The organism is Sulfuriferula thiophila (genome assembly GCF_003864975.1).
GTDB lineage: Bacteria > Pseudomonadota > Gammaproteobacteria > Burkholderiales > Sulfuriferulaceae > Sulfuriferula > Sulfuriferula thiophila.
Genome location: NZ_BHGL01000003.1, coordinates 165319 through 179446, shown reverse-complemented (window position 1 = coordinate 179446; position 14128 = coordinate 165319). Strand labels below are relative to the sequence as shown.

General features: G+C 54.3%; 19 protein-coding genes and 1 pseudogene. 17 read left to right on the top strand and 3 right to left on the bottom strand.

Annotated elements, in window-relative coordinates:
* Window positions 1–16 precede the first annotated feature (16 nt).
* The 17 genes and pseudogenes from EJE49_RS01975 to EJE49_RS01895 all read left to right on the top strand — a co-directional run bounded on the left by EJE49_RS01975 (window position 17) and on the right by EJE49_RS01895 (window position 11816).
* Window positions 17–670: a MotA/TolQ/ExbB proton channel family protein gene (locus EJE49_RS01975; RefSeq protein ID WP_124948724.1), complete on the top strand. Its 654-nt coding sequence runs from the start codon at window positions 17–19 to the stop codon at window positions 668–670.
* Window positions 667–1068 carry an ExbD/TolR family protein gene (locus EJE49_RS01970; RefSeq protein WP_124948723.1) on the top strand — a complete coding sequence of 134 codons (402 nt, stop codon included), beginning with the start codon at window positions 667–669 and terminating at the stop codon, window positions 1066–1068. The genes EJE49_RS01975 and EJE49_RS01970 overlap by 4 nt, the downstream gene beginning before the upstream one ends.
* A complete protein-coding gene (locus tag EJE49_RS01965) occupies window positions 1061–1726 on the top strand; it encodes an energy transducer TonB (RefSeq protein WP_124948722.1) in 666 nt (221 codons plus the stop codon). The genes EJE49_RS01970 and EJE49_RS01965 overlap by 8 nt, the downstream gene beginning before the upstream one ends.
* Before the next feature lie 47 nt (window positions 1727–1773).
* Window positions 1774–2088 carry a hypothetical protein gene (locus EJE49_RS01960; RefSeq protein WP_124948721.1) on the top strand — a complete coding sequence of 105 codons (315 nt, stop codon included), beginning with the start codon at window positions 1774–1776 and terminating at the stop codon, window positions 2086–2088.
* 70 nt (window positions 2089–2158) lie between these two features.
* On the top strand, window positions 2159–3556 hold the full coding sequence (locus EJE49_RS01955) for a carbohydrate porin (RefSeq protein ID WP_124948720.1): 1398 nt from the start codon (window positions 2159–2161) through the stop codon (window positions 3554–3556).
* A gap of 10 nt (window positions 3557–3566) precedes the next feature.
* Entirely contained in the window at window positions 3567–4466 is a 900-nt protein-coding gene (locus tag EJE49_RS01950) for a metal ABC transporter substrate-binding protein (RefSeq protein ID WP_124948719.1), read from the top strand.
* Window positions 4466–5221 carry a metal ABC transporter permease gene (locus EJE49_RS01945; RefSeq protein ID WP_124948718.1) on the top strand — a complete coding sequence of 252 codons (756 nt, stop codon included), beginning with the start codon at window positions 4466–4468 and terminating at the stop codon, window positions 5219–5221. The genes EJE49_RS01950 and EJE49_RS01945 overlap by 1 nt, the downstream gene beginning before the upstream one ends.
* A gap of 77 nt (window positions 5222–5298) precedes the next feature.
* Window positions 5299–6480: an STAS domain-containing protein gene (locus EJE49_RS01940; RefSeq protein ID WP_124948717.1), complete on the top strand. Its 1182-nt coding sequence runs from the start codon at window positions 5299–5301 to the stop codon at window positions 6478–6480.
* Window positions 6481–6609: 129 nt separating this feature from the next.
* The gene (hslV, locus tag EJE49_RS01935) at window positions 6610–7146 is read left to right on the top strand and encodes an ATP-dependent protease subunit HslV (protein ID WP_124948716.1); all 537 of its coding nucleotides are present in this window, start codon (window positions 6610–6612) and stop codon (window positions 7144–7146) included.
* A gap of 2 nt (window positions 7147–7148) precedes the next feature.
* Complete coding sequence (hslU, locus tag EJE49_RS01930; RefSeq protein ID WP_124948715.1) at window positions 7149–8492, top strand: ATP-dependent protease ATPase subunit HslU; 1344 nt, start codon at window positions 7149–7151, stop codon at window positions 8490–8492.
* 115 nt (window positions 8493–8607) lie between these two features.
* Window positions 8608–9486, top strand: a complete 879-nt coding sequence (locus tag EJE49_RS01925; protein ID WP_189941606.1) for an EpsD family peptidyl-prolyl cis-trans isomerase — start codon at window positions 8608–8610, stop codon at window positions 9484–9486.
* Window positions 9487–9646: 160 nt separating this feature from the next.
* Window positions 9647–9880 (top strand): antitoxin, encoded by a 234-nt coding sequence (locus EJE49_RS01920; RefSeq protein ID WP_124948713.1) that lies wholly within the window; start codon window positions 9647–9649, stop codon window positions 9878–9880.
* Window positions 9881–9888: 8 nt separating this feature from the next.
* The gene (gene vapC / locus EJE49_RS01915) at window positions 9889–10281 is read left to right on the top strand and encodes a type II toxin-antitoxin system tRNA(fMet)-specific endonuclease VapC (RefSeq protein WP_223246695.1); all 393 of its coding nucleotides are present in this window, start codon (window positions 9889–9891) and stop codon (window positions 10279–10281) included.
* Complete coding sequence (locus EJE49_RS01910) at window positions 10233–10517, top strand: type II toxin-antitoxin system MqsR family toxin (protein ID WP_370685812.1); 285 nt, start codon at window positions 10233–10235, stop codon at window positions 10515–10517. Before vapC ends, EJE49_RS01910 begins: the two co-directional genes overlap by 49 nt.
* An 11-nt stretch (window positions 10518–10528) precedes the next feature.
* Window positions 10529–10939 carry a type II TA system antitoxin MqsA family protein gene (locus EJE49_RS01905; protein ID WP_124948712.1) on the top strand — a complete coding sequence of 137 codons (411 nt, stop codon included), beginning with the start codon at window positions 10529–10531 and terminating at the stop codon, window positions 10937–10939.
* A gap of 176 nt (window positions 10940–11115) precedes the next feature.
* Window positions 11116–11412, top strand: a pseudogene (locus EJE49_RS01900) (type II toxin-antitoxin system MqsR family toxin).
* Window positions 11413–11414: 2 nt separating this feature from the next.
* On the top strand, window positions 11415–11816 hold the full coding sequence (locus EJE49_RS01895; RefSeq protein ID WP_124948711.1) for a type II toxin-antitoxin system MqsA family antitoxin: 402 nt from the start codon (window positions 11415–11417) through the stop codon (window positions 11814–11816).
* 136 nt (window positions 11817–11952) lie between these two features.
* Here EJE49_RS01895 and EJE49_RS01890 read toward each other — a convergent pair whose 3' ends face one another.
* From EJE49_RS01890 to rfbC, 3 genes are all read right to left on the bottom strand, one after another.
* On the bottom strand, window positions 11953–12603 hold the full coding sequence (locus EJE49_RS01890; RefSeq protein ID WP_124948710.1) for a phosphatase PAP2 family protein: 651 nt from the start codon (window positions 12601–12603) through the stop codon (window positions 11953–11955).
* 127 nt (window positions 12604–12730) lie between these two features.
* Window positions 12731–13588, bottom strand: a complete 858-nt coding sequence (gene rfbD, locus EJE49_RS01885) for a dTDP-4-dehydrorhamnose reductase (RefSeq protein WP_306308181.1) — start codon at window positions 13586–13588, stop codon at window positions 12731–12733.
* Window positions 13585–14127: a dTDP-4-dehydrorhamnose 3,5-epimerase gene (rfbC, locus tag EJE49_RS01880; protein ID WP_133313955.1), complete on the bottom strand. Its 543-nt coding sequence runs from the start codon at window positions 14125–14127 to the stop codon at window positions 13585–13587. Before rfbC ends, rfbD begins: the two co-directional genes overlap by 4 nt.
* Between the last annotated feature and the right edge of the window lies 1 nt (window position 14128).

Here is a 14128-nt window from a genome sequence, read left to right as displayed (position 1 = left end):
CCTACAGGAGATACACATGCAAGATTTACACGAAAGCTGGATTGCCCTCAAACTCGGCGGCGTCATGATATTGCCGCTGTCATTGCTGGCGGTGCTCGCACTTGCCATCATGCTGGAAAAAGCGGTGTTGTACTGGCGTTATGCGCATTTATCCGGCGAACTGCAGAATCTGGTGGAAACCTACGGTTTCGATTGGAAGGAGCTGGAGCACAAACTGACCGCGCTGAATAACCGTAACTATTTTTATCGGTTTTTCAGTGTGATCCTGAGCAATCGCGAGCACCCGGCCTGGTGGACGGAATCGCGCGCTGCCGATGAGGCGCAGGTGATCGAAACCGGCCTGTCCCGTCGGCTGTGGGTACTGGAAACCATCGTTACGGCCGCCCCGTTGCTCGGGCTGATGGGCACTATAGGCGGCATGATGCACGCATTTCAGCTGATCGGCGGCGCCGGTCTGGTGAATCCCATCGGCGTCACCGGTGGTGTGGCACAGGCGCTGATTGCGACTGCCGTGGGTTTGCTGATTGCACTGATTTCGCTGTTCGGCTTTAATTATTTTTCCCGTTTGCAGGCGCAAACCATGGATGAAATGGAACGCCTGGGCACCCGCCTGATCGATCATATCCGACTCGATCAGCAAGTTCGGGATACGGCAGGAGGGCAGCCATGAAATTGCGCAAAGCCAGAGTCCAGCGCAAGGGCCGCATCGAGATCATACCGATGATAGATGTGATGTTCTTTCTGCTGGCGACCTTCATGCTGGCATCTTTGTCCATGCAGAACCTCAATTCGCTGAAGGTCAATCTGCCGCAGGGCAAGGCCGAACGCATGAGTACCGATACTCCGGCAACGCTGGCGGTGACGGCTGACGGCAAGACGTTCATTAATCGCGTGCCGGTCACGCTAGCGACGCTGGCGGCGGTATTGAAACCCTTGTTGCACGGTGTCGAGCAGGATGTGGTGGTCTCTGCGGACAGCAAGGCGCCGCAAGGCGTGGTAGTACAGGCCATGTTGCAGGCGCGTGCTGCCGGAGCGCAGCATTTTCTGATCGCTGTTGCCCATGAATAGTACTGCGGTATTCGATCCGGCTGAACCGACACTGTGGTGGTCGTTACCATCGGGACTATTGCTGTGGGTGATAGTGCTGTGGGGATTCGGTCTTTCCTTTGCCGCACCCGACAGGGTGGCGAGCGCCCCCCCTGCAGCGATCGATGAGCGCATTATCGAGCTGCCGCCCCCCCCGGCACCGCCCAAACTGCCGTCCAGGCGGGTAGTCAAGGCAACGCCTGTTCCTGTGCATGCTACACCGCAACCTGCGCTGATTCCGCCCAGAGTAGTCGTACCTGTAGCGCCGCCAGCCCCCCCAGCCCCCCCGCCGGTACATGCCGATCCTGCACCGGTACTGCCGCCCCCGCCCAAACCGCAGCCGAGTACCGATAGCAGTCAGGACGGCACCCGGCAAATGGGCGCGCGCGCACTCTACCAGCCCAAGCCGGTGGTGCCCGAAGATTTGCGCGACCAGACTATGCATATAGTCGTAACGGCACGTATTCATATCGGCACGGACGGCAATGTGGCGGTCGAGCTGGTTAACCCGGCCCCCGACCCGCGGGTGAACCGGCTGGTGTTGAATACTTTGAAAACATGGCGGTTTTTCCCGGCGATACAGGCCGGCAAGCCGGTTGAGTCGGTGCAGGACGTGAAAGTGGCGATAGACGTGGATTAGTTTGTTGCTGGTTGTTTGTTTAACTGAATACCAGTTATACTTACAGTATGCTTACACGTCGCCATTTTGCCAGAATCGCACTGATCCTTGCCTTGCTGCTGGTATGGTCGCAGCAGCTGGTGGCCGCGCATGGCGTGGTGCATCCGTACCAAGATAGTGGATCGCAGAAGCAAACACCGGGTACGGATAAGCTGCTGTGTGATCTGTGCGTCATCAGCGCCCTGGATAACATTCCCGCCACACTGCCGGATTTAGGGCTGCCCACTGTCTCCGGCCATATCCAGTTTGCTGAGCCTGTCATCAGTCAGCAACTGCTCACCCCGTATCATTACCAGTCCCGTGCACCACCCGTCCTTGTCTGATTAAACTGATCTGCACAGCGTTGCGGCTTGCCGCAGCGTGTCGATTTATTTTTTCAGTAAGGATGTTCCAATGAAACGTACCCTGATTGCGTCCAGCATCTTGATGATGCTGGCTACGTCCGCCCATGCGGCCGATGATCTACAAAACATACGCAGCGAAATCCAGCAGATGAAAGCGAGCTACGAAGCCCGTATTCAGGCGCTGGAAGCGCGTCTCGCACAAACCGAAGCGGCAACCAAACAGGCCAATACCAAGGCTGAGCAAGCCGACAGCAAAGCCGAACATGCCAGCCAGACGGCGGCCGTCGCCGCACTGCCCGCACCAAGCAATGAAAACGCATTCAACCCGGCGATTTCGTTGATCCTGTCGGGTACAGCAAGCCACAGTTCGCTCAGTCCATCTACTTATAAAATCGGCGGCTTTATTCCGTCCGGCGGCGAGGTCGCGCCTAATCCGCGCGGCTTCTCGCTGGGTGAGTCCGAGTTGGCGATCAGCGCCAATATCGATCCTGATTTCCGTGGCAATTTCATGCTGGCGATGGCGCCGGATAATACCGTCGCTGTCGAGAATGCCTATTTGCAGACACTGGGTCTGGGGCACGGACTCACGGCCAGTGCCGGCCGTTTCTATTCCGGTATCGGCTATTTGAACAACGTGCACGCGCACGCGTGGGACTTTACCGATTCACCGCTGGTATATAAAGCCTTCCTCGGTAATCAGTTTGGGGATGACGGCGTGCAGTTGACCTGGCTGGCGCCGACCGAGAGCCTGCTGGTCGAGCTGGGTGCCGAGATCGGCAGCGGCCGCAGCTTCCCGGCGACCACACGGGACAAGAACGGCAGTGTCGCGGGTGCCCTGTATGCCCACGTCGGCGGCGATTATGACGAATCCAACAGCTGGCGTGCCGGCCTGTCGTATCTGGGGGCCGGGCCGCAAAACCGCAGCTATGACGATACAGATGTGAATGGCGTAGCGACCACCAATAGTTTCTCCGGCAAAAGTCAGACCTGGATCGGCGATTTTGTGTGGAAATGGGCGCCAAACGGCAATACCACGGTACGCAATTTCAAACTGCAGGGCGAATACATGCATAGGAATGAAACCGGTGACTTGACCTGTACTGGTGGCGCATGCTCCGGGGTGCCCGGTGCTTACCAGTCCGCCCAGTCCGGCTGGTATTTGCAAGGCGTGTACCAGTTCATGCCGCACTGGCGCGTAGGTTTGCGCCACGACCGCCTGAACAGCGGCAGTGTGGATCTGGGTACGGGGCTGACGGCGGCGGATTTGCCGATACTGGCAGCGTATAACCCGAAGCGCAATACGGTGATGTTCGACTACAGTCCGAGCGAGTTTTCCCGGTTCCGGGTGCAATATGCGCGCGACGAATCACGCCCGACCGAAGCGGATAACCAGTTCGCCCTCCAATACATCATGAGCCTGGGTGCCCACGGCGCCCACACTTTCTAAGGAAGCCGCTATGAAAACCAAACTGTTATTTGCACTGTTATCCATAACTGTTACCTTGCCTGCGCATGCCGCATTGAATGTGCTGGCGTGTGAGCCGGAGTGGGGTGCGCTGGCACAAGAGCTGGGTGGCGACAAGGTCAAGGTTGCCAATGCCACCACGGCATTGCAGGACCCGCATCGTATCGAAGCACGCCCCTCGCTGATCGCGCGGGCGCGCAATGCCGAGTTGCTGGTATGTACCGGTGCCGAGCTGGAAATCGGCTGGTTGCCGATACTGCTGCGCGAATCCGGTAATCCGCTGATTCAACCCGGCCAGCCCGGTAATTTTGAAGCGACGCGTTATGTGCCGCTAATGGAAAAACCACAGCGACTGGATCGCTCCGAGGGCGATATCCACGCCGCAGGCAATCCGCATATCCAGACTGATCCGCGCAATATCGCCCTGGTCGCAGATGCATTGAGCAAGACACTGGCCAGTGTCGATGCTGCGAATGCCGGTTATTACCAGGCGCGTTATGCTGATTTCAAAACTCACTGGACAGCCGCGATAGCGCGCTGGGAAGCGCAGGCTGCGCCGTTGAAAGGCACTGTCATCGTCGCCCAGCATCAGGCTTACCCTTATCTGGAAAACTGGCTGGGGATGAAGCAGGTCGCAACGCTGGAACCCAAGCCAGGTGTGGAGCCGAGTGTGGCATCACTGACAGCGGTATTGGCCAAACTCAAAATCACTCCGGCAAAAATGGTGATCCGGTCAGCATATAACGATGGGCGTGCGTCAGAGTGGCTATCGCAACGTGCCAATATTCCGGCGGTTGAATTGCCGTTCACCGTGGGCGGCACACCTGGCGCTAATAATCTGTATGGCTTGTACGATGACACCATCAGTCGTTTATTAAAGGCGGGTAAATAATGAATTTTGCCGCGCTGGATATGTCTATTCTGGGCCCGGCCATGCTGGCGGGCATGCTGGTGCTCGCCACCCATGTGCCACTCGGGCGTGAAGTGCTGGCACGCGGTATCGTCTTTATCGACCTGGCGATTGCGCAAATTGCCGGGTTGGGCGTGATCGCCGCAGATTCGTTTGGCTGGGAGCCGCAAGGCTGGGGGGTGCAGGTTGCGGCGCTGAGTGCTGCAGCCATCGGCGCCATCGGGCTGACCTGGACGGAGAAACACTGGCCGGACAGTCAGGAAGCGCTGATTGGCGTGCTGTTTGTACTCGCCGCCTGCGCGGGGCTGATACTCATGGCCGGGAACCCGCACGGTGCCGAACATCTGAAAGATTTGCTGGTGGGGCAGATCCTGTGGGTAAGCCCGGCGCAACTGCAAATTATGGCGGCGGTGACGGCTGGATTGTTATTGGCACGCAAATTGCTCGGTAAAGCGCTAGGGCGCGTTGGGTTCTACTTGATTTTCGCCTGTGCGATTACGCTTTCAGTGCAGTTGGTGGGAGTGTATCTGGTATTTGCCAGTCTGATTATTCCGGCATTGGCAGTGCGTAGTGTCTCCAGTAAATTTGCGGTGGGAATTGCCTATACCATTGGTGCGGTCGGCTATGCGCTGGGTTTGGCTGCGTCGGCCTGGTATGACGTGCCATCTGGTGCGGTAATCGTATGGGCGATCGCAATAATGGCATTGTTAAGCCGGATTTTTGTATCTAAACTGTGAATACGTTGCTGTTTCCCCGTGATCGGGCAATAATAGCAACCTGACAATGATGGCTGTTCTATTTTAGGGTTAACGAATTGGATTTCTCTTTTTTTACGCGTAAGGATAAGAAAAAGCCTGAGCCGTCACCGGTCATGGAGGCGGTCAAGCCCAGAAGCAAGGAGCAGGCGATCGCGGCTATCCATGATGCGCCGCTGGAAGAGCAGAATTTCGAGAATACGCTGATTAAAGACGACATTGTTGTTACCGAAATCGAGTCCTGCTTTGCTCCCGGCGTTGAAGATGCCGCCATGCTCTATGCCAATGGCCGTAGCGAAGAAGCCATCAATCACCTGAAGATGTTTATTCACCGTTCGCCGGAAGAAGAAAGCCTGTGGCTGATGTTGTTTGATCTGTATTGGGTCAGCCAGCAACAGCAGGAATTCGAAAAGCTGGCCATGGAATATGCCGTCAAGCACGAAAAATCACCGCCAGTCTGGGTCACAGGCAGCACGTCAAAATCCGCCGGCAACACCAGCAAAATTGTCAAACCAGCCGGCTCTGACGGGCAACTGTTCAGTCTGAAAGGCCGCCTCGATCAGCACATGGCCGATCGCATCAATCTGTTGCAGGAAGCCGCCGCCAAAGGTGCAATTCAGCTTGATCTGTCGGGAATCAGCGAAGTGACGCCGGAAGGGTGTACCTTACTAAAAGCCGCGTTGGTGAAATTGCAGAAACAGCAGTCCAGATTGCAGATAGCCAGCGGTGCGCTGGTGGGCTTATTGCAGCACTATGTAGCAAAAGCCGAGGGGAGCGCGCCGGAGCCATGGTTGCTGTTGATGCAGCTCTACCAGTTGCAAGGCAAACAAACCGAATTTGAAGATCTGGCCATCGAATTTGCAATTCACTTTGAAGTGTCGCCACCTTCCTGGGAAGCGCCGGCGCAAGTCGCGCAAGTGGTTGCGGTTACTGCAGAGCCTGAGACAGTTGCAACCCCATCCGAAAATAATGCGTTCAAAATGTCGGGTACGATTACCAGTGGCAGTGCGGTGGTGTTTGATGAGTTTAAGCAGTTTGCCGCTACGCATCCTGAGGTCGAGCTGGATATGTTCGATGTGGACAGAGTTGAATTCGCCAGCGTGGGGCTGTTCATGGATGCGTTGATGGCGCTGATTCCGACTGGCAAGCAGGTCACTATCACCGGCAGTAACATGATGGTGTGCGTGTTGCTTACAGTCATGGGCGTTGATCAGATGGCGAAAATTGCACCGCGCAAATAATGCCGTCAGTATTTCGCATCACTAACATCAGGGGCTAACGGCCCCTTTGTTTTGTCCGCTTGACTCTTGATATATTCGGTCTTGCCCTCATCTGAATTTAATTCCCTTTATCTTTCGGCAGGAAATATCATGGAGCAATATCGCGGCACCACCATACTCTCCGTACGGCGCGGCAATCAGGTCGCACTCGGCGGCGATGGTCAGGTGACATTGGGTAATATCGTCATTAAAAGCACCGCACGTAAAATCCGGCGCATGTATCAGGACCAGATCCTGGCCGGATTCGCCGGCGGAACGGCCGATGCGTTTACGCTGTTTGAACGTTTTGAGGCCAAACTGGACAAACATCAAGGTAACCTGATGCGCTCGGCGGTCGAGTTAGCCAAAGACTGGCGTACCGACCGCATGTTGCGTCGACTGGAAGCCATGCTTATCGTCGCTGACCGTGACCATTCTCTGGTGATTACCGGCAATGGCGATGTGCTGGAGCCGGAATACGGCATTGCTGCAATTGGCAGCGGTGGGGCTTACGCACAATCGGCTGCGCGCGGCCTGGTGGAAAACACTGAACTGTCACCGCGCGATATCGTGGCCAAATCGCTGGCGATTGCCGGCGACCTGTGCATCTACACCAATCAAAACCACCTGATAGAGGTCTTAGAGTAACCATGTCCCAGATGACCCCTCAAGAAATCGTCCACGAGCTGGATAAACACATCATCGGCCAGAATGCCGCCAAGCGCGCGGTAGCAATCGCCTTGCGCAACCGCTGGCGGCGCGCGCAAGTGGCTGAGCCATTACGCCACGAAATCACCCCGAAAAACATCCTGATGATAGGCCCCACCGGCGTCGGCAAAACCGAAATTGCCCGGCGTCTGGCACGCATTGCACATGCGCCGTTCATCAAGATCGAAGCAACCAAATTTACTGAAGTCGGCTATGTCGGTCGCGATGTCGATTCCATCATTCGTGACTTGATGGAGATCGCCATCAAAGACCTGCGCGAGCAGGATATGGCCAAAGTGCAGATGCGTGCAGAAGACGCCGCCGAAGAGCGCATTCTCGATGCCTTGCTGCCACCCGCCCGCGATGTCGCGCATTCTCTGGGCGTAGAGCCAGCCGCTAAAACAGAAGATTCCGGCACCCGCCAGAAATTTCGCAAAATGCTGCGCGAAGGGCAACTGAATGACAAGGAAATTGAAATCGACGTTGCCGGCCCGCAAGCCAGCGCGCAGATTTTTGCACCGCCGGGTATGGAAGACCTGACCACCCAGATTCAGGACATGTTCCAGAACATGGGCAACCGTCCACGTAAAACCCGCAAGCTCAAAATCGCTGAGGCCATGAAATTGCTCATCGAAGAAGAAGCTGCGCAAATGGTGAACGAAGAAGACGTCAAGCAGCGCGCGCTGATCAGCGTAGAGCAGAACGGCATCGTCTTCCTGGATGAAATCGACAAGATCACCAGCCGCAACGAAGCCAGCGGTGGTGAAGTGTCGCGCCAGGGCGTACAGCGTGACTTACTGCCATTGGTAGAAGGCACCACCGTTACTACCAAATACGGCATGGTCAAGACCGACCATATCCTGTTCATTGCCAGCGGCGCATTTCACCTGGCCAAGCCATCGGATCTGATCCCTGAGCTGCAAGGCCGCTTCCCGATTCGCGTCGAGCTGACCTCGTTGTCAGTAGCGGATTTCGAAGCGATACTGACCGCCACCGATGCGTGCCTCACGCACCAATATCAGGCACTGCTCGCCACCGAAGGCGTGCATCTGGAATTCGCTGCCGATGGTATCCGTCGTCTGGCTGAGATTGCCTATCAGGTCAATGAAACCACTGAAAATATCGGCGCGCGCCGTCTGCATACCGTCATGGAGCGCCTGCTGGAAGAAGTCTCGTTTGAAACCGGCAAGCATCATAGCGCACCGGTTCATATTGATGCCGGGTTCGTGGATGTTCGGCTGAAAAATATTGCAGTAAGCGAGGATTTGGCACGCTATGTGCTGTAATAAATGAATGTAAATATCATGTATGGATGCAGCGTAGTGGTGATATAACATAACGCATGATTCACGGTGCAGGGTTGGCTGAGTCATGCGTCTTTTTTTGCTCAAAGGGGAAACCATGCAGCGCAATAATCGGACCAAAGCAGCAATATCGAACCGGTTAACAGTTTCATTTTCCTATACATTGTTACTCACCCTGTTAATGAGTACAGCAGTGCTCACAGGGTGTGATCATAAAGCTGTCGACGCCAGTAAAACCCAGGTCGTCGCCAAGATCAACGGCAAAGAAATCACCATTCATGAAGTCAATCAGTACATCAATCAGATGACCCAGTTCGAAGGCACGCCCGAGCAGATTCGCAAGCGCGCCATCGACGCGGTGATCGACCAGAACCTGCTGCTGACGGCAGCTAAAAAAGCCAAACTCGACCGCGACCCAGATGTGCTGCAGTCCTTGCTGGCGAGCAATAAAAAAATCCTGATAAACGCGTATCTGGCACGGCAGTTTACCCAGTTACCGCCACCTTCCGAAGCTGCGTTGCAGGATTATTATCAATCACACCCTGCATTGTTTGCCGAGCGTAAACTCTATCTGCTGGATCAGCTCAGTATTCAGGCCAGTGAAGCACAGCAAACGGGATTGCTGGCCCGATTAAGCGCCAGCGCAACTGTCGGAGATTTTATCAAATGGTTGAAAACTCAACGCATACCGTATGATGAAATACACACAGTCAAAGCCCCGGAAGACATGGGGAGCTATGAGCAAACCGCGTTATTAAGAAGCAAAGTAGGCGAAGCGACGATCCTGAGACAGACGCAGGATGCAATCGACATTACCGTACTGACCTCAACCCAGCCCCAACCTCTGGCCTTTGATGACGTCAAATTAAAGATTGGCCAGATACTCGCTGCAGCAGCGCGTCAGCAAAAAATTGCGGAGTTAACGCAGTCATATCGCAGTCAGGCGAAGATAGAATATGTGGGCGGGAAGGATTAGTGCTGAACATGTGTGTGTTCTTTGGAAATACCCATATTGGGTATTAACATACCCTTTGGTGACTAAAACTTAGTCACCGCACAATCAAATCACATTAATGCCTTGATTTCCTATAGCTTGGTATATATCATTGATATATACCAAGCTATAGGACAAAACCATGGATACCGCACGTCTATTTCAGTCGGGTCGCAGTCAAGCAGTTCGTTTGCCAAAAGAGTACCGCTTTGAGGGGGTAGAGGTTGTTGTGCGACATTTCGGTAATGGTGTCCTGCTGCTACCGATGAATGAGCCATGGGCCATGCTGGATGCAGCACTAGCCGCCTTCGAGCCCGGGTTTCAGATCAGTCGTGATCAGCCTGCCGCGCAGGAGCGCGAGGAGATTGCATCTTGATTAGCTACATGTTGGATACCAATATTTGTATCTACATAATCAACGCACGGCCGCCAGCGGTGTTGGCGCGTTTCAGGAAAGAGCATTTAGGCAGTATCGGAATTTCCAGCGTGACCGCTGCGGAGTTGGCTTTTGGTGTCGCAAAAAGTGGTTCTGCGCGGAACCACGAGGCGCTGGAGATGTTCCTGGCAACGCTGGAAATCATGCCTTTCGACGCATCTACGATCTGGCACTATGGTGAATTGCGTGCAGAGCTGGAGCGTCGCGGCCAGCCAATTGGTGCGCTAGACACCATGATTGCCGCGCATGCGCTAGCAGCTAATACTATTCTGGTTACCAATAACACACGTGAATTTGTACGAGTACCAGCACTGCGATTGCAGAACTGGGCCGAAGAGTAAGAATTCTAAGGGTCAACACCAGAACGGCGATATGCGGGTTAGATAATATGGGGTTAAGTGAGTCAGATGGTTTGTCTATCGTGCTTGGTTTGCAGCAAGGTATGTTGTATAAAAGCATGACAACACAAGCTGATAGCACAATTTGGCAGGATGTATACTATGCACCCATGCCAAAATGGAAAGACCGCCTACATCAAGGTAACGATTCAGGATGGGGCAACGGTTATCCAGTTTAAGGAGAAGTGATATGAACGCAAAAAAATTCTGTTTGCAATGTGATGATGGCACAGCGCTTGAATATGGCGTAAAGGACTTAAGCGTTACAGTTAATGGTGTGTCTGCAGTCGTCACTTCTGTTTCTGGTTGGCATTGCCCAGCATGTGGAGAATGCCAATTCGATGATGGCGAAGGAAAGCGATATAGTGAGGCATTGGCCACATTGCGTAAAACAGTGAATGAACAACGTGCAGATAACTTGCGCGTTATACGACGCAAATTAAAACTAAACCAAGCGGAAGCAGGGCGGTTATTCGGTGGTGGTGTCAGCGCTTTTTCAGAGTATGAGCGCGGCAAAACTCAGCCACCAAAATCAACCGTCTTGCTGCTTAAGCTGCTCGATAAGCACCCCGAGTTGCTAGAGGAAATACGCACGGCTTAAGTTTCGGATCAACCTCATCAACGCTAGGCCGCCAACCAACAGTCGTCCCACCACCTGTTCTACACCAAAGTCGGCCACTCGTTCTGTTCGAAATCCACCATCCAGTTCCATAACCAATTCGAGCCTCCTATTAGCCATATATTTGACATTCTAACCAATTAGGTTAGAATTTACCTATGGAGAAACTAGCCCCACATTGCAAGCTAACCATCGTCAAAACCTTCGTTGAAGCTGGCAAAGTACGCACAACCAATTCGGCAAGGCTTGGAGCCACTGCATTGGGATTGGAACTCCCCGACATGCTGGCAGTGGTAATGGCGCTCACGTCAGCAGACTTTTACAAGAGCATGACCACCCATGCCGATCATACGGTATGACAGGACGTCTACCGACCCAGTACGCAGGCGGGTGATGTGTACCTGAAGTTAACGGTCATTGATGACGTGCTGATTGTGTCCTTCAAGGAGCTATGACCATGAAATGTCCTGTTTGCGGCGCTGCAGAACTTATTCACGACACCCGCGACCTGCCCTATACCTACAAGGGTGAAACCACTGTTATTCCAGCGGTAACCGCTGATTTTTGCCCTGCTTGTGATGAGTCCATCACCGACATGGCCGAAACTGAGCGAGTCATGCGTGAGATGCATGCATTCAACAAGCAGGTGAACGCAGCCATTGTTGATCCCGCTTTCATCGTTAACGTGCGCAAGAAGCTAGACCTTGGCCAGCGTGAGGCCGCCGAAATCTTCGGTGGCGGCATCAACGCCTTCTCGCGCTATGAGAACGGTAAGACCAAGCCGCCATTGGCATTAGTCAAACTGTTCAAACTGCTGGATCGTCACCCCGATCTGCTTAATGAGGTCAGAACCGACTGACCTTCTCGCAGACCATCGTTTGTGAGAGGTCTTTGCTCTTTTTGGGTGGTAGACTTTGGGTGATTATGAGTGGTGAATTTCAGTAGAATACGCACTTGAGCAAGGTTATACCCGCAGCCGAAGCCTTTCAGGGAAATTAAGGATCAACCTCATCAACACTAGGCCGCCAACCAACAGGCGCTAATCGCCAGGTCACACGTATGTATGGCCGATCATGGCCAGACAGATTCAGCGCAGCGTTAGTGATCCAGCGCTGGGTAGGGGTGGGCTCTGCATACGGGGTGAGCAGCAAGGCCAGCAAGCTCAGCGTGATAAACCACGGGTGCAATTCAACTTTGCGAGTCTGGCTCATGATCCAGATAAAGCTCAGACTGACCAGCGCACCGAGCACCCAGCCTGTTATTATTTCTGACACGGAGTGAGCATGTACTTCCACGCGCGATACAGCAATAATCACGCCGAATGCCAATCCGGCTAACACACCCATATTACGCAGCAGGCGCGGTGCCGATTGCAGAATCAAATACAGCAACACTGGCGCCACGGCAGTCGCACGCATAACGTGGCCGCTAAACCCAGTGAAATCAAGTGAGCGTATGCCCATCCCCCAGCCGATAAATGCAATTTTGGTCGCGACGACCAAAGCCATGCCGCCGATAAACAGCGCGCACCACCACGCCACCAGCCGCCAGGCGCGGCCAAGAACCAGCCACGCGGTGATGGCTGCTGCTGCCGGTGCCATCACGGAAAAGCTACCGAGGCTGGTAATACTGGTCCAGGAAATCATAGGGCAAATAAAAGAAGAAGTCCCATGACTATAACGGATAGGCTATTCAATGACAAACTGAGGATGTGTGCAGCTTAGGAAGCACTGATTTAACCAAGCAATCCATGTTTGGTTAAATCAGTGCTTCCTAACTCTCGATGCATCTATCCAGCGCAGCTTCCCAATCCGGCATGCAGATGCCAAAGGTTTTCTGAACTTTACTGCCTGACAAAACCGAGTTGACCGGGCGTGTCGCTGCCGTGGGGTATTGAGCCGCAGGGATAGCACCGAGGGCAACTTGTTTACCTTCCGGCAGCGTAGTTCTGGCTAATATGGCCTGAGCGAAATCATGCCAGCTGATGTTGCCTGCGCTGGTCAGGTTGTAGATGCCGCTATTGTCCGGGAAAGGGCGCTGGGCAATGATCTGCGCGCTGGCTTCGGCAATCATGCGTGACCAGGTCGGCGCGCCGAATTGATCGTTCACCACATTCAGCGAGTCGCGTTCCTTGAATAAACGCTGCATGGTCAGCAGAAAATTCCCGCCACGTAATCCGTATACCCAGCTGGTACGCAATATCAGGTGAGGGATACCGGCTGCAATGATAGCTTGCTCGCCTTCCAGCTTGGTTCTGCCGTACACACTTAACGGGTTGGTAGCGTCGGATTCCAGATACGCGCCCGGCTTGCTGCCATCGAATACATAGTCAGTGGAATAATGCACCATAGCAGCATTGATCTGGCTGGCGGCTTCTGCCATCACAGCGGGTGCAATTGCATTGATAGTGTGCGCTAACTCAGGCTCGGCTTCAGCCTTATCAACAGCGGTGTAAGCTGCCGGGTTAACGATCAGATCTGGGCGAACCTCATGCACAAAACTGCGCAAGGCTACCGCATCGGTCAAATCCAGTTGAGCGCGGGTGGGCGCGACGACTTCACCCAGCGTTGCCAGCGTGCGGCGCAGCTCCCAGCCAACCTGGCCATTCACACCGGTGAGCAGTATCTTCACGGAAATACCTCGCATTGAGCCAATGGCAAGCCTGCCATGTCTTTCGCCGCGAGCAGCGGTTCGCCATCCAGCGGCCAGTCGATGCCGAGTGCCGGGTCGTTCCACAACAAGCTGCGTTCAAACTGAGGCGCCCAGTAATCCGTGGTTTTATACAGGAACTCGGCCGTATCCGAGGTGACCGTAAAACCATGCGCAAAGCCCGGCGGTATCCACGCCATACGCTTGTTTTCAGCAGTTAGCTCAATGCCCACCCACTGGCCGAATGTCGGAGATGACTTGCGCAAATCAACCGCAACGTCGTACACGCTGCCGCTGATCGCACGCACCAGCTTGCCCTGGGTCTGCTGGATCTGATAATGCAGGCCACGCAACACGCCGCGTGCGGAACGAGAGTGATTGTCCTGTACGAAATCGCCAGGTATCCCCGCATCAGTCATGGCGCGACGATTGTAGCTCTCGTAAAAAAACCCGCGGTCGTCCCCGAAAACTTTAGGTTCGATGATGAGTACGTCAGGAATACGGGTAGGGATAATATTCATG